The sequence below is a fragment of the Fulvivirga ulvae genome (assembly GCF_021389975.1).
In the GTDB taxonomy this organism is placed as follows: domain Bacteria; phylum Bacteroidota; class Bacteroidia; order Cytophagales; family Cyclobacteriaceae; genus Fulvivirga; species Fulvivirga ulvae.
Genome location: NZ_CP089981.1, coordinates 3,124,561 through 3,145,199, shown reverse-complemented (window position 1 = coordinate 3,145,199; position 20,639 = coordinate 3,124,561). Strand labels below are relative to the sequence as shown.

The window sequence follows — 20,639 nt, the reverse complement described above, 5'->3', positions numbered from 1 at the left end:
TATTTCTTTTTGTGTCTTATATATACGTAATTAAATATGAAAAGGGATGCCTCATGTCACGTTTCAGACACTTTGTCCATAATGAGAACAATAAAAGAACTATTTAGTTAGATGTACCCCGAAATTAGAAAGTATTACGGGAACTGAAAATGACCAGAATCATTAGCTTTGCCCGATGAAAATCACGTCACATATTTATGATAATGACCAGTGGAGAATCCTCAGTTCATCTGAAAATCTATCTCTCTTTGAGGTCATTGCTCAAAAAAAATATGTACTGATAACCGTTCTGAAACAACACCACAGAAGTCTGGTCTATCATATTGAGGCCCGCAACAAAGCATATGTACTGAAAGTACCTTTGGAAAAAAACAAAAAGTGGTGGATCAGGTTCACCACACTGTTTCGCGATGGTGAAGCTTTCAAAAATATTAAAGGGATGCTCAAGTATGAAAAACTCGGGCTGCATACCACAAAGCCCGTTATGGCTGCTGAAAAACGTAAATCAGGGATGGTAACGGACTCATGGCTGCTGTATGAATACCTGGATGGAGAGCCCTGCCTTGACCATGAAGAATATTATCCTTTGGTTATAAATGAGTTAAAACTGATCCATCAACGTGGCTACCTGCACGGAGATCCTCAGATACGTAATTTCTTGTACAAAGAAGGAAAGATCTTTGTAATCGACAGCAACCCGAAACCTGTTGGACCTACGGGTTTTTCCCGTGCCTATGAATTCGCTTATCTTAGAAAAAGTGCTCCGGGTATAGAAAAGTACTTCGGTGAAATCAATTACTGGTGGCTTTACCGGATGGCTTTTTGGTATGACATCTATGAGAGAAAATTTGTACGGACCCGACGAAAAATAAAGAAATTACTTCTTCTTAAGGATTAGGTACTCTTCTGTTCTAAAGTATTCTTTGAAGTAAGGGTTGTCATTTATTTTCCAATCTTTAAACCAAGGAAAGTTCTTGTCATTTTTTCTTTTGGTACTTATGATAATATATTCCATTCCGAAGTCTGAGGCCATCATCATTACTTCTTCCTGCAAAAGTTTACGCTTCTCCTGATCTTCAATATACTCATATGTTTTAAAAGAGTGTATTTTATAATCGTCTATACCATTATAAATAAATTCCCACGGTGCAAGTATCATAGAACCTGACTCAATTTTGGCAAGTATCTGCTCATGCGAAGCAACGAAATCATTATTTTTCTTAAAAATCGTGGCAAATGCTAGCCCCGCGAAAACTAAGTGCGCAATAAAGGCCAACATAATTATAACTTTCGCAAACCCTCTTTTTGAATCGTGTAATTGATAAATAACCAGCCCAATAACCATAACCATAAATGGCATGAGGTACACCAGGTATCGCGGGCTATGACCGCTCGTAAACACACCGATGGTGATTATCAGAGTAATTGTATATGCCAATAACCTGTAATATTGTTGCCTTAACTGCCTAAACCCCACAATGAGTGTCAATATGAAAAGTCCGCTGATACCCCATACATCCTGATCCCAAAAGTATCGCTTGTGCTCATTAAGCAATCGCAGTATGTTATTCCAGATTACACCTAAAATTCCTCCTTCGATTTTCTCTCCAAAAGTATCCTGGTGAGTTGGCCAATGCTGCATTTGATATCTATACGTCTCAATATTATCTATGCTCCATAGGCCTATGGAATAGATAGAGCACACAAGTGCAGTTATTATTGAATAAGCAATCAACCCCTTCCATTGTCTGAAAAACAATAAAAATAAAAACCCGGCGATAGGAAAAACGACCGCATTAAGGTGAGTAAGAAAAGCCAGTCCGGAGAAAAGCCCTCCAAGAGCATAGAAGGATACCTTTTTGTTATCGAATGACTTATACAAAAAAACAAATGACAAGAATCCCAATGTCATAACCATCACTTCAGGCCTGAACATAAAACTCCTATGGATCAACTCTGGTATGGCTAAAAACAGCAAGAGTATCAATAGCACTGATTGATTTGATTTCTGAAGGTAATGTTGTACGAAGCGATAAATGAAATAAATACAGCTTAAAAAGAGTATGAATATAAAGGTTTTAAATACATAAACATTCCAACCGAAGAGTAAGATAAGTAGAGCTCCGACCCAAACGAATAGCTTATGAAAGATGAGCATGTTACTGGTCCAGTTAAACACTCCCGGCATGCTCTTCAATTTCACATTTCCTTCTTTCACGAGCCAATAAGCCTGCTCTCCGAACCACGGCTCATCTTGCTGAAGATACCTGTGGTAAAGACTTATTAAATACAGAATTGCGAGCAAGCTTATTATACTTATCAGGAACTTCCTTGAAAAAAAAGTATTGTAAAATCTTTCGATCATAGGAAAGTAATACATTTAGGCTCTTATTTTTTGATTAATTCATATTATGTGGATTTTGCAATTATGAGAAATTATTTCGCAAAACCCTTTGCCTGGGGAACGGTTTTATTTTTAGTAATTGTGTTGATACAGCTTATGCTGTCACTTGATAAAAATGACGGCCTGCGGATTTACCCAATTGACGACACATATATACGTATGGCTATTACCAGAACTTCGTCGAATTCGGGCAATGGGGAATAAGCAAATACGAGTCCTCCTCCACATCTTCCTCTCTTTTATTGCCTGGTGATGTAAAGGTAAATGAGTGGTAATAAACAAGGCGGTGTTCCTACCGGTGTGACCTTCATCTAATAATCGGAATATCCTAAATCCATTTCCGCGCACTATATGTTCATATATGAACAAATTCAATTAATGATATTGCCAATATCACTGATTAGCCCACAAAAACCAGACTTTTTATTTCTGGCACGCTAATAGTAGATAGATCAATGAAACAAGTCAAAAACTGAATTTTATTTAGGTTAATTTCAAAATTTATCACACAACAAAAGAGCGCTAAAAAGTTAGCGCTCTTTTGTTTTAGATATGTCCCTGGCTTATTTACACCCATTAAACTCTTAGTTTACACGGAGTTGAAATATCAGTGTCCTCCGGAAATTTGACTTGGTCCGTTTATTTTCTCGCCAACAACAGTCCGGATTTCACCAGGTTGATAAATTCTACCCTGTAGCCTTCGGGATCCTTTCCTTTGGCAGATTGGGCCATTTTAATTACATCATCGTAAGTCAGATTGCCTTTGAACTCAGAATCGCGGAGTAGCATACCGAAGCCGGCAACTGCGGCAGACCAGCGGAAATTGTCAGAAGTTTTATCAATGGCCATATGACTATCCATTAAAGCATGTGTAATTAATTTACTTTGGTCACCATCAGGCTGCTTATACCTCAGCTTTATGGTCATCAATTCCTTTGACTTCATGGCTTCTGTAGAAATTTTACTTTCCTGGTATTTCAGATCATCTATAGGGTCAAATTGGCTGTCGACACCTACCGGGATAATCTCATATAAAGCGGTTACCGTATGACCGGCCCCTAACTCACCGGCGTCTTTCTTGTCATTATTAAAATCTTCGTTTTTCAATGCCCTGTTTTCATAGCCGATCAGGCGATAAGCCTTCACTTTTGCAGGATTAAACTCTACCTGGATCTTCACATCTTTTGCTATAGTAAATAGTGTTCCTCCAAACTCATTGACGAGTACTTTCTTAGCTTCCAGGATGTTGTCGATGTAAGCATAATTGCCATTACCCTTGTCCGCTATGGTCTCCATTTTGGAATCTTTGTAATTGCCCATTCCAAAACCAAGCACTGTGAGAAAGATGCCGTCATTACGTTTTTCTTCAATCAGTCTTTCCATTTCGGCATTGCTTGAGGCTCCTATGTTAAAGTCTCCATCCGTTGCCAGAATGACCCTGTTATTTCCCCCCTTCTTGAGTTGCTCCTTAGCCACTTTATAGGCCAGTTGAATACCGGCACCCCCTGCAGTAGAGCCACCGGCCTCTAAATTATTGAGTGCATTGAGTATGGTTTCTTTATTGTTGCCGTCGGTGGATGGCAGCACCAGCCCTGCAGCCCCGGCGTAGACCACGATGGCTACATTATCCTGAGGTCTAAGCTCATCAATAAGTAACTTGAATGCAGATTTCAGTAATGGCAATTTATTGGCAGCATTCATAGACCCTGACACGTCGAGCAGGAATACCAGATTTGAAGGAGGCAGGTTCTTAGTAGGTATTTTTCGGCCCTGCAAGCCTATATGTACCAACTTATGCTGACTGTTCCAGGGTGCAGATGATATTTCAGTGTTTATGGAAAAGGGATCGGTGCTTTCCGGTTGTTTGTAATCATAATTAAAATAATTAACCATCTCTTCGATGCGAACTGCATCCTTAGGGGGAAGCTGGCCATTATTTAAAAATCTTCTCATATTACTATATGATGCCGCATCTACATCTATCGAAAAGGTTGACAAAGGATTTTTCAAGGCTCCGTGAAAAATATTTTCATGTATGGCATCATATTCCTCAGTGTTATGAACCGGGTAGTTTTCTGCCTTGTACATCATAGGCGCCGCACTCATGTCCTCCGAACGACTGATGGCATACCCCAAAGCCTTCTTTTCTCTTTCTGCCTTTCTCTTGTTTATTACTACTACCTCTTCAAGTTTCCTTACATCAGCCTCCAGCGTCACATTTATCTCAGTCTTTGAGCCTACCTTAATTTCTTCCGTTACATAACCTATCATAGAAAAAACCAGTGTCGGGACAGCATCTGCCACCTTTAAACTGTAGTATCCATTTATGTTTGTTATGGTTCCTGTAGTTGATCCTTTGGCCACTACATTAACACCTGGCAGGGGGTTTCCATCTTCGGCAGCAGTCACTGTCCCTGTTATAATCCTGTCCTGAGCACACATCACCGACGACACGATGAGCAACATGATAAATATTCCGATCCTTTTCATAATTTTTAAATTTTGGTAAAAACTTCACTATCATGATGCAGGCATTTTCCGAATTCCATAAACTGTTATGATTTTTTTTTAGATTAGGATCTTAGTCACTGTTTAGATGTCACATTCCCCGGCCTCACATACCGAAGAGCAAAAACTCATACGCCTGTATAAGCAGACGGGAAATATGGAATATGCCGGAAAGCTTTTCAACAATTATATGCACCTGGTCTATGGTGTCTGCCTGAAATATCTAAAGAACAGAGAAGAAAGCCAGGATGCCGTAATGCAGGTTTTTGAGAAACTTACGGAAAGCCTTAAGAAACACGAAGTAGAGAATTTTAAAAGCTGGTTATATGTTCTGAGCAAAAATCACTGTCTGATGAAACTCAGATCTAAAAAATACCAGAGTGAAAGAACTTCTATGGATATTTCGGAAGTGAATATGGAAAACACTCTGATGATGCATCATAATAATGAGCCGCCCCTGGAAGATGACCTGAGCCGGCTGGAAAAATGTATAGAAGAGTTACATATTGAACAGAAGCAGTGTGTTCAGTTGTTTTATCTTGAGAGTAAATCTTACAAGGAAATAGAGCTGCTTACCCGGTTTGAACTAAAAAAGGTGAAAAGCTATATTCAGAATGGCAAGAGAAATTTAAAGAACTGCATGGAAAGAAAAAGTGAGTAATAGAAAAAACGATATTGGAAGCACCCTGTCCCCGGAGATCATTGAAAAATATCTTAACGGAGAGTTAAGTCACAAGGAAATGCATGAGGTAGAAAAGCTCATGCTCAACTCCGACTTTGATGCAGAAGCTATGGAAGGTTTTGAAGAGACAGGCACATCGACCATGCAGGGGGATCTAAACTTAATCAGGGAGAGACTGAATAAGCAAGTTAAACCAGAGCAAAACACTATACCATGGCTCAAAATAGCGGCTTCAGTGGCTTTGCTAGCCATTACTACTATGGTGCTATTCAATACAGAGCTCTTTAAATCTGAGCAACAATTAGCCAAAGAGGAAGCAAGTCCGACCTCTAAAGCTAATGAAGGTGAAGGTGAAGGTGAAGCCGAATCCCAACCCGTTGAGGATAGCCTGGTTGCGCTCAACCAACAAGAAAAAATGCCTGAAGAAAACAAAACAAGTACACCCTTCTCAGCAAATAAAGACAAACCTATTGAACAACCTGTAATGGACATGGCTTCCGAACCATTGGCCGAAGCAAAAGAAGAGCAGGCTGTTGGACTGGCAGGCGCTGAAGATGATCAGGACATAGCTGAAGAGATTGATGCCATAGTTTACGAAGAGTTGGAAACTGAAATACCAGAGGAAGTGATCATAGATAAAGCACCCGCTTCTGACATTGAAGACCTGCAGGGTAAAGTGGCGGGTGTGCAGGTTACTGAAAATGCAAGAGCCATGTCAAAAGCCAAAAAAGCTGAGACAAAGGAGATCGAAGCTGAAAGCAGAATGACCCTTCGCGGTGCTTCGAGTGAGAGAACAGCCTCCCGGAACATAAAAGGCCAGATAACTTCATCTGAAGATGGAACCGGATTGCCTGGTGTAAACGTGATGGTGAAAGGTACTACAACAGGCACTATAACCGACTTTGAAGGGAATTACACCCTCAACCTTCCGCAAGGTATAGACCCTACGTTAGTAGTTTCTTTCATTGGGTTAAGCCCCAAAGAAGTTGACGTTTCTGGTAAAAATATAGTAAACATTGAACTGGAGCCGGATATTGCCCAACTTTCAGAAGTAGTGGTAACAGCTATGGATGTGGAGAGGGAACAAAGATCATTGTCTCATTCAATGCAGACAATTGAATTGGACAAAGATAAAGATGAGAGGGCCGATATTGTGCCTGCCAGCCCTGACGGAGGCAAATCATCATTCAAAGATTATCTGCAGGCTAATGCCAAACCTATTGACGGACAAGATGGCAAAGTTGTCGTTGAGTTTGTGGTTACCACTGCGGGTAAGCTTGACAACTTCAGAATAGTAAAAGGCCAGAATGAAACTCTGAACAATGAAGCCATTCGCTTAATCAAAGAAGGCCCCAAATGGAGCCCTGCTTTGCGTAACGGTATCCCTGACCAGGATAAGGTCAGGGTTAAAGTTAAGTTCTAGTTTCTTAAAGCCTGACGGCCCAACCCCTTATTCCGGAGTTTTTTCACCTGGCCAATCCTTTTTGAAGTCGATCCAGTATTCTTTCACAGTGCGCTTCATTTCCCCATGTAATAATAGAATACCGGCCAGGTTTGGCAGGGTCATCAGTGCTATGGTTATACCTGACAAAGTCCAGATAATAGTGGTATCGGCAAATGATGCAAGGAAAAATCCTATCACATATAGCAAGCGGTAATAAATAATGTATTTGCTGCCAAAAAGATAAGTCGTTGCCCTATCTCCATAGTACGACCAGGAAATGGCTGTAGAAAAGGCAAATAGTACCAGCCCCAGCGATACAATATACTGTCCCCAGTCACCCAGGAAACTTCGCTTAAAGGCCTCAATGGTAAGTGGTGCACTATGTACAAGTGACTCCCCTTCAAAAACAACGGCACGGTTCGGGTCAATAACGTCTCCATTTACCACCTCAAGTGTACCGGTATAAGGTCCGGCGGCATTATACACTTTTACATTATCAGCTATTGAGCGTGCATGTACCAGGGTAACATCACTCACAACCACACCATTCTCAATCACCAGATCTCCGGTATACTGGGTCATCGCCTCTCCTTCAACAAGATATTCATATAGCCGCTGTCTGTCTTCCGGCTTAGTTTCATCAAATCTTGAGGTAAGGACATCAAGTTCAGTGTATTCGAACTGGTTTGGCATCTTATCCTTCCATGCTCCCGAAGACAGCAGTACCAAACCGGTAAGTGTACAGATAATAATGGTATCGATAAAAGGCTCAAGTATAGCTACCATACCTTCGGATACCGGTTCATGAGCTTTTGCTGCCGCGTGTGCAATAGGAGCAGATCCCTGACCAGCTTCATTGGAAAACAATCCTCTGTTTACACCTCTGTTAAAGGCAAAGGCAAGGTTAGCCCCGAGGAATCCTCCGACAGCCGCCGATCCTGTAAATACATCAGAGAAAATAGATACTACTGACGGCCAAATGTTCTCATAATTTGTTGCAATAACAGCAACAGCTCCAATGAAATATATAATTGCCATTGAAGGCACCAGCTTTTCTGTCACTTTTACAATACGGGTTATACCGCCAAGAATTACCAGTGCCAAAATCACGGCCAGAATAGCTCCGGTAATCCATTGTTCTATACCAAAAGAAGTAAATACCGAACTCGCAATCTGATTAATCTGAGGCAGGTTACCGGTACCAAATGAAGATAAAATGGTGGCAAACGCAAATATAGCTCCCAGCCAGGCAAGATTGAGTTTCTTTCCAAAAAGCTTAAACTCGGCATTCTTCATATAGTACATCGGACCACCCGCGATAAGTCCGGTTTCGTCCTTTTCTCTGTACTTATGTGAAAGAGTAACCTCTACAAATTTTGTTGTCATACCCAAAAAGGCCGTTACCAGCATCCAAAACAATGCTGCCGGGCCTCCAAGATGTATTGCCAGTGCAACCCCACCTATATTACCGGTCCCTACCGTTCCCGACAAAGCTGTGGCAAGTGCCTGAAAGTGAGACGCATCACCCTCGTCACCTTTTCTGTCAAACTTACCTTTTACTATCTTTAAAGCATGACCAAAATATCGAAGCTGAGGGAAGCCGAGATACACTGTGAAGAATAATCCTGTTCCTAAAAGGGCATATGGGAACCAAGCGGCGCTACCAATGTAGCTGTCAATAAGAACAAGAATATCGTTGAGGGTCTGCATAGTTTATTTATTTCGTTTTTTTACACGGATGGCAAATCTAATAAATTAATTATGACGGCAAAACCGTTTTTATTTGGCGATTTGCAATCCGGCCCAAACGACAGGACAAAAGTTTTAAATTCAAAAAGCAAAAAAAATCGCTCCTAAGCTTAACTTTGCAAAATTTTAATCGTTTGTAGAATTTATCTACTCAGTATTATTAGTGAAAAATCTAGCCTTAATTATTTTTATATTTTTTGTCGGTGGAGCTTCGTTAACGGGCAGCGCTCAGTCATTAGATGAAATCAAAAACATCAGAAATGAGTTATTTTATACCGATTTCAACTTTGACAAGTGTCAGAAGTATTATAATTATATCGTGAGCCTAAAAGACAAATCACCACTTGTTCAGGCTTACCAGGCAGCGGCAGAATCGCTTATGGCAAAGCACTCCTGGAATCCACTCAGTAAATTTTCGTATTTAAAAAATGCCCAGGAACTGCTTAACGATGCTGTTGATGCAGATGAGGAGAACCCTGAAATTCGCTTTTTACGATTGTATATTCAACGAAGCATACCATCATATATGGGCATGAGCAATGACATTGCAGAAGATAAGGCTGCCATACTTACACACCTGGACAAACTGAACGTAGAGGAGTTGGGGCGTGATATAGCCAATTATATTGCCTTGTATATGACAGCCCCTGATCTTACCACAGCAGTTGAAGCCAGTCTGATCAAAAAGAAACTGGAAGTTAACTAAACTACTTTTTTGCGGATTTGCTTGGCGTAGGTCCTGCTTACAGGGAAGCTTTTTCCATTCTCCATTTTCACGATCAAACCTCCGTTAAAGTGTTTTTCTATTTCCTTCAAATAGTTAAGGTTGATGATTGTAGAACGGTGTACTCTGATGAACACATCCGGATTAAGTTTTTCTTCCAGCTTTCCTATACCAGATGAGCTTAAATACTGATCGTTCTTGGTTGTTAATATGGTGTAATCACCCGAGGCCTCAAGATGTACAATATCTTTCACTTCAAGATTAAGTAGTTTTTCTGATTTCTGCACAAACAGATGGCTTGAGTACTTGCTCTCCTCTCCACTTGATTTAATATTCATCAGGAGGTCTTCAACATTGGTCTGTTCGGCTTTTATACGCTCCGTTGCTCTTTTGATGGCCAACTTAAAGCGCTCCTCATCAAGAGGTTTAAGTACATAATCTACTGCATTTTTATCAAAAGCCTGAATAGCATACTGATCATAGGCCGTTGTGAAAATGACATAGGGTTTATGAGTGATTGCCTCTAAAACGTCAAACCCATCCATTCCCGGCATCTGCACGTCAAGAAAAATCAATTTTGGCTTCAGCTTATCAATTTTCTCAACGGCATCTTTCCCTTTTGAGCACTGGCCAATAACCTCAACCTCAGGGTAGGGTTCCAGAAATTCTACCAGCAGGTCACGGGCTAATTTCTCATCATCTATAATCAGGCAATCTATTTTCATGGTGTTATTTTTTTTCTTCAATGGGTTTATTCAGGGTCAAATTGGTAAGAATATTCTCTTTTCAAATCAGAATCTGTCAGTTATTTGAATATTCAATAATAGTCGTTAGGTTATAAATTTGTTAGTAAATCTCTTAAAGTAATCAGGCCGACACTGCTTCAAATTCTCTCTTAGGTTCCACTCTCTGCTCCTCCTGTTCAGGGGGTAAAATGAAGCTAACCGTATAGCCATCCTGGCGTGCATTAATGTGCAAACCTGCATATTTTCCATAAATACTTCTCAATCTTTTATCAGAATTTTTGAGTCCCACACCGGTAGATTTGCCATCCAAAACTTTCTTGGCATTTACTCCCAGGCCATCGTCCTTTATTTCAAAATATATCCCCCCGCTTATCCTTCTCACCATAAGCTTAATCGTACCACCATCATCTTTAGGCGCTATGCCATATTTCACTGAGTTCTCTACGAGCGGCTGTAATACCATTGGAGGAATACCTACGCTAAGACAGGTGGGCTCCACATCCAGTTCAAATTTCAAACGGTCGCCAAATCTCACTTGCTGAATTTTGATATAATTTTCTATAAAGTCAAGTTCGTGGATCAATCTTACTTTATCTCCCGAGTGGGAATCAAGCGCATACCTGAATACATCAGATAATTGAGTAATTACTTTACGGGCTTTTTCCTTGCTGGTGCTAATCAGCGTACTGATAGAGTTCAGGGTATTGAAAAGAAAATGGGGATTGATCTGAGACCTGAGCAAGGAAAGTTCCATTTCCTTATTTTTAAGTGCCAGTTCACTCTTTTCCTGCTCTTCCTGTCTCAGGCTCTCAAAATATTTGATGATATAATAGACGGCAACCGTTATCAGGTACTGATCATAAATCCTCATGGCATCCCAGCTAAGCAGGTCCAGCATGTACTCCTTCCAATCATCGAAATACACCAACCCATCCAGGTAATAATCAAAATAGTAGGACAAGTAGCTGATGCACATAAAGTAAACGAACACGCCAAACAGGTGTCCAACAACCTGGACCGGAACTTTGAATTTAAACAGCCAGTTGGTATAAATGAAAGTAAGACCAACAAGTATACATACAGTTTCGAAGAGATAGAAACCATTCCATAAAACAGAGGTAGTATAAGGCCTGAAAGCCTGCCACTCAATAATGGAACTTACGGCGTAGTTGATGGCATACCACCCACAGATAAGCAAATAAGCTATCTTCCAAATCTTCGGTATCTTCTCAATTATAGTCAAAGGCTACTGCTTTTATTTTACTAATTTAAGCATTCAAACTTATATTAGAGATGATTTAAAAATTTCTTTGAGTATACATTTTAAGAAAAAGACACGTTAATTAAGAATAATTTTAAATTAAAAACGTATTATTCCTCTTTGAAAAGGTTATCATAACAACAAATATTGACAAAGTGCGGTTTCGTTCACATCTTTGATCTTTAAAGTCCGTCACGGCTTACAAACAAATCAACTATATGCGGCTTTTATGTCTCACATTATTTTTATGCGTTATATATTTTTTTGCGCATGCCCAGTCTACGATTACAATTTCGGGGAAAATTGTTGACAGGGAAACAAGTGAGCCATTAACTTTTGCCTCTATAGGTATAAGAGGCAAACCCATTGGTACAGTCTCAAACGCTATTGGCGAATTTGACTTCCACATACCCTCCAATCTCAAAAACGAAGTGCTTGTCATAAGTATGCTGGGCTACGAAAACATGGAGGCACCAATAAGGAACCTCCTTCGAAAGGATACTGTAATATTCGGGCTCAACAAGGCTGTTCAGATGCTGGATGAAGTAGTTATTCATGACTCCCTCAATGGTGGAGATATTGTGAGTATAGCACTCACCAGAATAGAAGAAAACTACCCGATGACTCCGTTCTTGCTGGATGGCTTTTACAGGGATTTGAAAAAAGTAGGCGGAATATATTTTTCCCTGCTGGAAGCCGCTGTAAAAATATATGACGAAGATTATAAAGAGCCACGTAATAAAAACCGGTTAAGGGAGCGTGTAGCGCTGATGGAAGTACGCAAAAGTCTTGGTTACAATAACAAGTTCACTAAATATTTTGATCAGAGCAATCTGCTTGAAGAATTGTTGTTGCATAACAATGTCAGGTACAGACAGTTTCCTTCTGAACAGGTATTTTTTGACAGCTTCAAAAGGTTAAGAACCTCTTACTATAATGGTCATAGAGTTTTTGTTGTCTCAATTGATGCTGATTATCACTTAAAGCTTTACATAGCTACTCAGAACTATGCTATTATAAGAATGGAGTTTGAAAGAAACTATAATGATGCGGTCATCAGGAGAAAGAAAAACCTCGTGAGTAAATACATAAGTGATAAAAAGGTAATCGATTTTAAAGAGTATGGTGGCAAAATGTACCTGAACTATATGAACCTCACCTCGAAGATCAACTGGTATGATGAAAATACGAATAAATTGAAATTCGAAACTGAACTATACCAGGAACTACTGATTAACAAGGTACATCCGGATCCGACAGAAAGAATAGGAAGTACGCAGAAGATGAAAAGATACGGACTTCAATACCAGGATGAAAAGTATAATAAAGAGTTTTGGAATAACTATAATGTCATAAAAGACACTCCACTGGACAAGGAAATAGTCAGGGACCTTGAAAAACTGGGGAATCTTGAGGAGCAATTTGAATATTAATCTTAAAATCCGACAGCTCGTCGCCGTTTATTGCCAACTGTCGCATCCACCTTTCCATTCCCGATCAAAATGGCGTACTTAACATCAATTAAAGCCAACTATAGACACGAAAATACCCCAAAGGCCCAGGTGCTTTTGGGGTATTTTTTTATTCACTGTTTATAATCCACTCATGGCCAAACAACTATTTGTCAAACACTGAGGCAAAAGCTGGTGACTCCCGGAAATTCCGCCTGATCCCTGCTCCGTTTACAGTTCACTGATTCACAGCTTACCGGTTTTACCAATATTATTATTACAACCAGTTATGTTTTTTGGCTTCTTCTAACAGGGCTTGTTTTTCTATGGGCACCACACCTATATGCTCACACACCAGTCCGCCTCCAAGATTGGACAGCGCGGCAATGAGAAAAGGTGATAAATTTAAAGCAACGGCTATGGCGGCAATACTGATCACTGTATCTCCTGCACCTGACACATCTGAAATCTCCCGCACATGCGCAGGTATCAGGTGCTTCTGTCCTCCATACTGAATGTATACACCTCTTTCTGAAAGCGTTATCAGGCTTCCCTCACTACTGAGTTTCGTCGTCAACATCTCAACCGAACGTTCTATTTCAGCCTGGTCATTCTTTTCAAAGTCGACTTTTAAGCCTTCTTTCAACTCCTTCAGGTTGGGCTTAAATAATGTTACCCCTTTGTAGCTAAGAAAGTTGCGTTTCTTCGGATCTACCACTACAGGTATACTGCTATTTCTTGCGAGATCTACCGTTTTTTTGATAAGATTTTTGCTGATAACGCCTTTGTCGTAATCTTCGAAAATAACTACATCGGCAGTTGGAAGCACTTTTTTGATCTGCTTCCATACATTTTCCTCTTCCTGTTTACTTAGTAGTTTGTCTGTTTCTTCATCTACGCGCACCACATGCTGATGAGTCGTCATGATACGGGTTTTAACCGTTGTAGGGCGCTCACTGCTTATCACGATACATTCTGAAGAAATATTTTTTTCCTGCAGTCTTTCAATGAAGCGTTTACCATTGTCATCATCTCCTACCACGGCACATAGGATCGGCTTTGCCCCAAGTGACTGGATATTGAGAGCAACATTGGCGGCCCCACCTAATCTGAAGTCCCGTTTCGTGGCCCTTACCACAGGAACGGGAGCTTCAGGAGATATTCGCTCTACAGCCCCCCAGATGTAGGCATCCACCATCACATCACCTATAATCAGCACCTTTAGCTGATCGAAGGCCACAAATATCTCATCAATGGATTTAAATTGCATTAAGACAGTTCACTTAAGGCTTCTTTTATTCGTTTCAACGCCTCTCTCAGTTCCTGCTCTGATGCGGCGTATGATAACCTTACACAGTCAGGGTCTCCAAAAGCCTCTCCGGTAACCAGCGAAACATGAGCCTTCTCAAGAATATACATACACAGGTCACTGCCATTGTTGATTTTCAGCTCTCCGGCAGATTTACCAAAATAAGCACTCACATCAGGAAAGAAATAGAATGCTCCCTTAGGCATATTAGTTTTGATACCCGGGATATCCTGTAGAAGTTCATATACTAATTGTCTTCTTTCGTCGTAAGCCCTGGTCATCTCCCTGGTCGGGCCAAGATCACTGGTTAATGCTGTAAGTGCAGCCCTTTGAGCAATGGAGCAGTTAGCAGATGTGATCTGTCCCTGCACTTTATTACAGCCCTTAGCCAGCCATAGTGGCGCACCGATATAACCAACTCTCCACCCTGTCATGGCAAAGCCTTTTGCAAAGCCATTCACGGTTACGGTACGATCTACCATCCCAGGGAGTGAAGCTATGCTCACTTTATCTTCGGTATAGTTGATATGCTCATATATTTCATCGGCAATAATTATGAGATTATCATGTTGCTTAATCACTTCGGCAATATCTTCCAATTCTTTTCTGGTAAATACAGAACCTGTAGGATTACAGGGGGAAGAATATATTACAGCTTTTGTTTTATCGGTAATAGCGTCTTTCAATTGTTGGGCCGTCGCCTTGAAGTCATTTTCTATACCTCCTTTGATAAATACCGGCTTTCCTTCTGCCAGCTCAATAAGCGCTGAATAACTCACCCAGTAAGGAGAAAAAACTACAACCTCATCTCCGGGGTTAAGCAAAGCCAACATCACATTGGCAATAGATTGCTTCGCTCCATTGGAAACTACAATGTTCTCAGCTTTGTAGTCTATATTATTTTCATCCTTTAGCTTCCTGGCTATTGCTTCCCTTAAATCCTGATAACCCGGCACCGGAGGGTAGGCAAAATATTTACCTTCATCAATAGCCCGTTTGGCTCCCTCTTGTATATGTTTAGGGGTCTTAAAATCGGGTTCTCCGAGGCTAAGACTTATAACATCAATACCCTGGGCCTTAAATTCACGGGCCTTTGCCGCCATCGCGAGTGTGGCGGACTCTTCCAGATTCATAATACGATCTGATAATTGGAAGGTCAATAATTCACTCATTTTTTCTTTTATTTTGAAAACGAGCCAAAATTATAGATTATACTATTCACTTACCACAAAATTGAAATACTTTTAATATCAGGACATTTATATGTACATCATTCAAAATCAAGCGGTTTGAACATGTTATGGTTGCGAGAAGTACAATTTTATTTGAAAAATACCAAAAACAGCAACGCAGAACACCGATTGCAATCAATCCTGCTGGTAGGCCGTCCTGCTCAGGATACTCCTCCCAAGGGTAATTTCATCGGTATACTCCAACTCTCCTCCAATAGGTATACCTCGTGCAATGGTGCTTATTTTTATACCAAATTCTTTAAGCTTTTTGGTAAGGTAAAAGGCCGTGGTGTCACCTTCCATGGTAGGGCTAAGCGCAAATATAACTTCTTTAACCTCTGGCCTGCTACTTTCTATACGTTGCAGGAGTTGCTCTATATTAAGCTCTGAAGGACCTATACCCTCAATGGGAGAGATCACTCCTCCTAAAATATGGTAAAGCCCGCTGTACTGAGCGGTATTTTCAATGGCTAAAACATCCCGTGTATCCTCCACAACACATATGAGCGACCGGTCTCTTCTATGGCTCGCGCATATATTACATATCTCCTCATCTGAAATATTGTGACAATCTTTGCAGTACTTGATCTTGGTTCGCAGCTCAGTAAGGGCCTCAGAAAGCTCCATGGTAGTGGCTTCGGGCTCTTTCAACAAATGTAAAACAAGTCTTAAAGCAGTCTTCTTCCCTATCCCAGGTAGTTTCGAGATCTCTCCAACCGCATTTTCAATTAATCTAGAGGGGTATTCCATATCTTACCTCAAAGATATGTAACAAGGGGATAAACAAAAAGATTATCACAGTCCTGAATTATAAACAAAAATGTTACCGACCTCGGGAGAGGCCTCAAAGAAAAAAATGATTGCTACACTTCTGTTGTAGGTAATTACACTACGCGGGCATCGATACCTTCATCGCAAATAGCCTCCTGCATGGGCTTGAGCGTTTTCAGAAGGCCTCGCTTCACTGAACATTTGCCTCTAAAATGAATTATGTAAGCACATTGCTCAGCCTGCTCCACAGAATGATTACATACACGAACCAAAGTATCAATCACATGATCAAATGTATTCACATCGTCATTGAACACCATAAGGTCCTTGATATCTGCAACATCATCTAAAACTTCAACAAGTTCTTCTTCTTTATATCCGAAATCCATATAGAGCCTTAGTTTGTTGTCAAAAGTAAAAAAAAATTACAACTTTAGCCGGAATATTCCACGATTTATGACTCCTACTTTAGTAATAACTGTAATTGCTGTCTATTTTGCTCTGCTAATCACCATTTCTTTCACTACTACACGAAGAAGCGACTCGAGCACTTTCTTTACGGCCAACCGCCAGTCGCCCTGGTACTTAGTAGCATTTGGTATGATTGGCGCCTCATTGTCTGGTGTCACGTTCATCTCCGTACCGGGATGGGTTGCTGACACTCAATTTTCCTATATGCAAATGGTATTGGGATACCTGCTTGGCTATTTGGTGATTGCCACAGTATTGATGCCGCTGTACTACAGGTTAAATCTGATCTCTATTTACGGGTATCTTGAGCAACGTTTTGGGTTTTGGTCTTACAAAACAGGCGCATTCTATTTTCTACTTTCAAGGGTGATCGGATCTTCCTTCAGGCTTTTCCTCGTCGCTGGTGTTTTACAGATTTTCTTATTTGATGCCTGGAATGTGGATTTTTCCGTAACCGTACTGGTAACTATCGTGCTCATATGGCTTTATACTTTCCGCGGTGGCATAAAAACCATTGTATGGACAGATACGCTTCAGACTTTGTTTATGCTATCTGCAGTGGGCATAGTGATTTACCTCATCAGCCAGGATCTTAAACTGTCTCTTGGCGACATCCCGGCAGTGATCAGTGAAAGTGAGTATTCTCAAATATTCTTCTGGGACTGGCAAACAGGTAAAAACTTCTTTAAGCAATTTTTTGCCGGTGCTTTTATAGCCATTGTAATGACGGGACTGGATCAGGACATGATGCAAAAGAACCTGACTTGTAAAAATCTTGGGGAAGCCCAGAAAAATATGTTCTGGTTTTCGGTGATCCTGGTATTCGCCAACCTGTTTTTCCTGTCAATGGGGGCACTACTGTATATGTATGCCAACAGCAATGGCATACCTCTCCCTGAAAGAACAGATGACCTTTTCCCTATGTTGGCACGCGATCATTTCAATGTTATTGCCGGTATAGTCTTTCTATTGGGAATAATCGCGGCCGCTTATTCAAGCGCAGACTCAGCCCTCACAGCACTTACCACTTCATTTTGTGTAGACTTTCTTAATTTCAAAGAGCATGAAACTACTCTGGAGCTTCAGCATAAACAAAGAAACACAAGACTGATGGTACACCTGGGATTTTCAGTGGTTATGTTCCTGGTCATTATACTTTTTAAAGAAATAAATAATGAAGCTGTAATAAAAGCCGTATTTACCGCTGCCGGATATACCTACGGACCATTATTAGGGTTATATTCGTTTGGCTTATTTACAAAGCTTCAGGTCAGGGACTATGGTGTACCTGTTGTATGCCTTCTCTCTCCCGCTCTTTCTTACTGGATCAGTGAAAACTCGGAGGAACTTCTGAACGGTTATAAATTTGGCTTCGAAATCCTGATCGTGAACGGTGGGATCACCTTCCTTGGGTTATTGATGCTATATAAAAAAAGAAGCCGTCCCTAACCAGGGGACGGCCATAGACTGCTCTCGTTAAACCAACTAAAAACGAGTATTACAGCTTTCTTTTTCAACCTAACCAATTTAGCAGTTGCAACGCATATGCCAGAAGCAAAAGCTCCATTCAACAGGCAAAAACAAGGGTTATAACCAGTTTTTACATCCCAAAAGGAGAAAATTGTCCCGAAATGACGTCGCTCAATTAAATATCCTGATGATCATATTTGCAGCATTCTTAATCTAAATACTCCGAAAATTGAGACAATAAAAAAGCCGCCCTTTACCAGAGAGCGGCTTTCGACTGTTTGCTCGTTAAAACCAACTAAAAACGAGTATTACAGCTTGTTCAACCTAACCGATAAATTTGATTACAACACCTGTGCCAGTCATAGTTTCCTCCCTAAATGCCCTTGAACGAGCTTTCCGGGGCTTCACACGATCCAATAAGAGAAAATTGTCCCGGGATGGGTCTTGATAGTGCAGGTTTTCGATCTCTGTAACTGCTTTGTCCATAAAAAGATCAGGTTCTTGGGAGAAAGTAATTTTTCGACTCCCTTGTTTGAGTGGTAGCTGCTAACAGCAATAGACAAAAGCAGAGGGCCCGCCAGTATAAAATAGTAGTAGACACGATTTACTGATTTTCAGCGATCAACTTGACGAGTCAAGATTTTCACTTTCAGATTCGCTTACCCGACAGGCTTTTAGCTTGGCCCATAAAGATCTGGAATAATCAGGGGGGCTTTCCAAAAACAAAAAATCCTCTGGAGACCTGGCTCCAGAGGATAATTCGTTGTCTATAGTTGGCTTTAATTATCACTAAGGTAACAGGTGAGAACAAATATTGAAAGTGCCCATCGACCAAGCACATATTATACTGTTAAACTACTGATGATGAAGGTAGATTAACTACTGCTGATTAAACTGAGTATAGGGATTACACATTAACTCAAGTTTTAAGTACTATATGATCAGTACATTTTGAACCAGCGTTTGAGGGATATCTTGCTTATTTGTAATCAACAAGCAGATTGTAAACCAGGATTAAAAACTATAGGTGTGGGTTGCCGATTTCTGCGAGCTTATGTAGCAAGCCACATTTCCGATCCGTTACATTGACAGGTTCGACTGAATCCAATACGGCAATAAAAAGAAGGGCCATCCCTAACCAGAGGACGGCCCAGCCGTACATGCTAAAACCAACTAAAACGATTGTACAGCTTTACTTTTCAACCTAACCGAACAGGTGTTATTCAACCGGCATGCCAATCAAATAAACGGCCTGTATTATAAGGTCAGGGGCTTCTAATATATTCGTTGCTCTCTCAATTAGAGAAGTAATTCCCAAAACAAGGCATATGCCTGCGGTTGCTCTATCCCAGGGCAAATCAACTAATTAGACCTATTCATTAAATGCAACAACCTCAAAACTAATAATTTATAACCGGTAAATCATCAGGCAAGCCAAACAAAAGTTAAAAAACAGGGATATAGGATCAAGTCGGAATTTCTAGGGAGACACTAACTTCTTGCCTCTTTGACAGGCAATTGTTAATAGCAATCGGCAAATCAAGATAAAATAGCAAAGTGCAATTTTATCTTGTTTCACTGGTAAGCTTACGATGAGAGTTCTTGTTTTTCCGGTTGACCCGTGAATACCCTAAAAAAAAGAAGCCGTCCCTAACCAGGGGACGGCCTAGCTGTACATGCTAAAACCAACTAAAAACGAATTTATACAGCTTTACTTTTCAACCTAACCATTCACTTTGAAAACAAGTAATATGCCAAACTTATCTTTCTAATAAAATATGTCTTAACATGCATGTTTAAACATATTTTAGCAATTTATGATTCCCTCTACGGGATTTTCGTCTCCTGCAAGGAACATATCCTTTGCAATAAAATGTGCTTTTAAAGCTGGATTGACTTGCCGCCTGGCTTCATGAATAAGTTACAAAAAAATAAATTATTGTGCTATCAAAAACAGGCTAAAATTACTCAGATAGCCAGCTCTACTGAGGGATCCCAAAATTTGGTATTGAAATCTACCACTTTGTCATTTTCGATCTTAATATCTTCAGATTCCAGCAGTCGCTGCATTTTACCAGGGTCACTAAAATGGCTCTTTCCTGTAAGCAGACCTTCACGGTTGACCACCCTGTGTGCCGGCACGTCCTCCATGTTGTGTGCGGCATTCATGGCCCAACCTACCATACGCGCACTACCTTTTACGCCCAGGTATTTGGCAATGGCTCCATAGCTGGTTACTCTTCCTTCAGGTATAAGTTTTACAACCTCATACACGTTTGAAAAAAAATCCTTATTCCCGGGCTCCATATGCGCAAATGAAATTAAATATTTTGACGACCATTATTTTTAGACTATTTTAAAAAGCCAAAAGTCCTGCTAAACTTAGCATAGCTTATTGCAATAATAAATTCATTTTA

General features: G+C 40.5%; 16 protein-coding genes. 6 read left to right on the top strand and 10 right to left on the bottom strand.

Translation table 11 applies throughout. The features are described from left to right. The first annotated feature begins 175 nt into the window (after window positions 1-175). On the top strand, window positions 176-898 hold the full coding sequence (locus tag LVD17_RS13165) for a lipopolysaccharide core heptose(II) kinase RfaY (protein ID WP_233767420.1): 723 nt from the start codon (window positions 176-178) through the stop codon (window positions 896-898). On the opposite strand, the gene LVD17_RS13160 is transcribed toward LVD17_RS13165, so the two are convergent. Further along, a complete protein-coding gene (locus LVD17_RS13160) occupies window positions 878-2,365 on the bottom strand; it encodes an ArnT family glycosyltransferase (protein ID WP_233767418.1) in 1,488 nt (495 codons plus the stop codon). The two genes, LVD17_RS13165 and LVD17_RS13160, sit on opposite strands and share 21 nt — an antisense overlap. Before the next feature lie 678 nt (window positions 2,366-3,043). Beyond that, window positions 3,044-4,894, bottom strand: coding sequence for a vWA domain-containing protein (locus LVD17_RS13155; RefSeq protein ID WP_233767416.1), 1,851 nt, complete (start codon window positions 4,892-4,894; stop codon window positions 3,044-3,046). A 106-nt stretch (window positions 4,895-5,000) separates the two neighbouring features. Between LVD17_RS13155 and LVD17_RS13150 the strand changes: the two genes are divergently transcribed. Both LVD17_RS13150 and LVD17_RS13145 read left to right on the top strand, forming a co-directional pair. Further along, window positions 5,001-5,573: an RNA polymerase sigma factor gene (locus LVD17_RS13150; protein WP_233767414.1), complete on the top strand. Its 573-nt coding sequence runs from the start codon at window positions 5,001-5,003 to the stop codon at window positions 5,571-5,573. Next, the gene (locus LVD17_RS13145) at window positions 5,566-7,017 is read left to right on the top strand and encodes an energy transducer TonB (RefSeq protein ID WP_233767413.1); all 1,452 of its coding nucleotides are present in this window, start codon (window positions 5,566-5,568) and stop codon (window positions 7,015-7,017) included. The genes LVD17_RS13150 and LVD17_RS13145 overlap by 8 nt, the downstream gene beginning before the upstream one ends. Window positions 7,018-7,044: 27 nt before the next feature. Here the strand turns inward: LVD17_RS13145 and LVD17_RS13140 are convergent, their stop codons facing one another. After that, entirely contained in the window at window positions 7,045-8,748 is a 1,704-nt protein-coding gene (locus LVD17_RS13140) for an alanine/glycine:cation symporter family protein (protein ID WP_233767412.1), read from the bottom strand. A 202-nt stretch (window positions 8,749-8,950) separates the two neighbouring features. Here LVD17_RS13140 and LVD17_RS13135 point away from each other — a divergent pair, with 202 nt between their 5' ends. After that, on the top strand, window positions 8,951-9,493 hold the full coding sequence (locus LVD17_RS13135) for a hypothetical protein (protein ID WP_233767410.1): 543 nt from the start codon (window positions 8,951-8,953) through the stop codon (window positions 9,491-9,493). Here the strand turns inward: LVD17_RS13135 and LVD17_RS13130 are convergent. Both LVD17_RS13130 and LVD17_RS13125 read right to left on the bottom strand, forming a co-directional pair. After that, entirely contained in the window at window positions 9,490-10,236 is a 747-nt protein-coding gene (locus LVD17_RS13130) for a LytR/AlgR family response regulator transcription factor (RefSeq protein ID WP_233767408.1), read from the bottom strand. The two genes, LVD17_RS13135 and LVD17_RS13130, sit on opposite strands and share 4 nt — an antisense overlap. Before the next feature lie 142 nt (window positions 10,237-10,378). Next, window positions 10,379-11,500, bottom strand: a complete 1,122-nt coding sequence (locus LVD17_RS13125) for a sensor histidine kinase (RefSeq protein ID WP_233767406.1) — start codon at window positions 11,498-11,500, stop codon at window positions 10,379-10,381. Between the two features lie 236 nt (window positions 11,501-11,736). Here LVD17_RS13125 and LVD17_RS13120 point away from each other — a divergent pair, with 236 nt between their 5' ends. Then, complete coding sequence (locus LVD17_RS13120) at window positions 11,737-12,951, top strand: carboxypeptidase-like regulatory domain-containing protein (RefSeq protein WP_233767405.1); 1,215 nt, start codon at window positions 11,737-11,739, stop codon at window positions 12,949-12,951. Window positions 12,952-13,246: 295 nt separating this feature from the next. On the opposite strand, the gene LVD17_RS13115 is transcribed toward LVD17_RS13120, so the two are convergent. From LVD17_RS13115 to LVD17_RS13100, 4 genes are all read right to left on the bottom strand, one after another. Continuing rightward, complete coding sequence (locus LVD17_RS13115) at window positions 13,247-14,239, bottom strand: bifunctional heptose 7-phosphate kinase/heptose 1-phosphate adenyltransferase (protein ID WP_233767403.1); 993 nt, start codon at window positions 14,237-14,239, stop codon at window positions 13,247-13,249. Then, window positions 14,239-15,450, bottom strand: a complete 1,212-nt coding sequence (locus LVD17_RS13110; protein ID WP_370688821.1) for a pyridoxal phosphate-dependent aminotransferase — start codon at window positions 15,448-15,450, stop codon at window positions 14,239-14,241. The genes LVD17_RS13115 and LVD17_RS13110 overlap by 1 nt, the downstream gene beginning before the upstream one ends. A 195-nt stretch (window positions 15,451-15,645) precedes the next feature. Then, on the bottom strand, window positions 15,646-16,260 hold the full coding sequence (gene recR / locus LVD17_RS13105; RefSeq protein ID WP_233767401.1) for a recombination mediator RecR: 615 nt from the start codon (window positions 16,258-16,260) through the stop codon (window positions 15,646-15,648). A gap of 134 nt (window positions 16,261-16,394) precedes the next feature. Continuing rightward, window positions 16,395-16,670 carry an ATP-dependent Clp protease adaptor ClpS gene (locus LVD17_RS13100; protein ID WP_155168934.1) on the bottom strand — a complete coding sequence of 92 codons (276 nt, stop codon included), beginning with the start codon at window positions 16,668-16,670 and terminating at the stop codon, window positions 16,395-16,397. Between the two features lie 67 nt (window positions 16,671-16,737). Here LVD17_RS13100 and LVD17_RS13095 point away from each other — a divergent pair, with 67 nt between their 5' ends. Next, window positions 16,738-18,201, top strand: a complete 1,464-nt coding sequence (locus tag LVD17_RS13095; RefSeq protein ID WP_233767399.1) for a sodium:solute symporter — start codon at window positions 16,738-16,740, stop codon at window positions 18,199-18,201. Between the two features lie 1,989 nt (window positions 18,202-20,190). Here the strand turns inward: LVD17_RS13095 and LVD17_RS13090 are convergent. Then, window positions 20,191-20,529, bottom strand: a complete 339-nt coding sequence (locus tag LVD17_RS13090; protein WP_233767397.1) for an MGMT family protein — start codon at window positions 20,527-20,529, stop codon at window positions 20,191-20,193. Window positions 20,530-20,639: the final 110 nt, after the last annotated feature.

What these genes read in the sequence shown, in the direction of transcription:
- LVD17_RS13165 (WP_233767420.1), top strand. Translation starts at nt 176, where the DNA reads ATGAAAATCACGTCACATATTTATGATAATGACCAGTGGAGAATCCTC.
- LVD17_RS13160 (WP_233767418.1), bottom strand. Translation starts at nt 2,365, where the DNA reads ATGATCGAAAGATTTTACAATACTTTTTTTTCAAGGAAGTTCCTGATA.
- LVD17_RS13155 (WP_233767416.1), bottom strand. Translation starts at nt 4,894, where the DNA reads ATGAAAAGGATCGGAATATTTATCATGTTGCTCATCGTGTCGTCGGTG.
- LVD17_RS13150 (WP_233767414.1), top strand. Translation starts at nt 5,001, where the DNA reads ATGTCACATTCCCCGGCCTCACATACCGAAGAGCAAAAACTCATACGC.
- LVD17_RS13140 (WP_233767412.1), bottom strand. Translation starts at nt 8,748, where the DNA reads ATGCAGACCCTCAACGATATTCTTGTTCTTATTGACAGCTACATTGGT.
- LVD17_RS13130 (WP_233767408.1), bottom strand. Translation starts at nt 10,236, where the DNA reads ATGAAAATAGATTGCCTGATTATAGATGATGAGAAATTAGCCCGTGAC.
- LVD17_RS13120 (WP_233767405.1), top strand. Translation starts at nt 11,737, where the DNA reads ATGCGGCTTTTATGTCTCACATTATTTTTATGCGTTATATATTTTTTT.
- LVD17_RS13115 (WP_233767403.1), bottom strand. Translation starts at nt 14,239, where the DNA reads ATGCAATTTAAATCCATTGATGAGATATTTGTGGCCTTCGATCAGCTA.
- LVD17_RS13110 (WP_370688821.1), bottom strand. Translation starts at nt 15,450, where the DNA reads ATGAGTGAATTATTGACCTTCCAATTATCAGATCGTATTATGAATCTG.
- recR (WP_233767401.1), bottom strand. Translation starts at nt 16,260, where the DNA reads ATGGAATACCCCTCTAGATTAATTGAAAATGCGGTTGGAGAGATCTCG.
- LVD17_RS13100 (WP_155168934.1), bottom strand. Translation starts at nt 16,670, where the DNA reads ATGGATTTCGGATATAAAGAAGAAGAACTTGTTGAAGTTTTAGATGAT.
- LVD17_RS13095 (WP_233767399.1), top strand. Translation starts at nt 16,738, where the DNA reads ATGACTCCTACTTTAGTAATAACTGTAATTGCTGTCTATTTTGCTCTG.
- LVD17_RS13090 (WP_233767397.1), bottom strand. Translation starts at nt 20,529, where the DNA reads ATGGAGCCCGGGAATAAGGATTTTTTTTCAAACGTGTATGAGGTTGTA.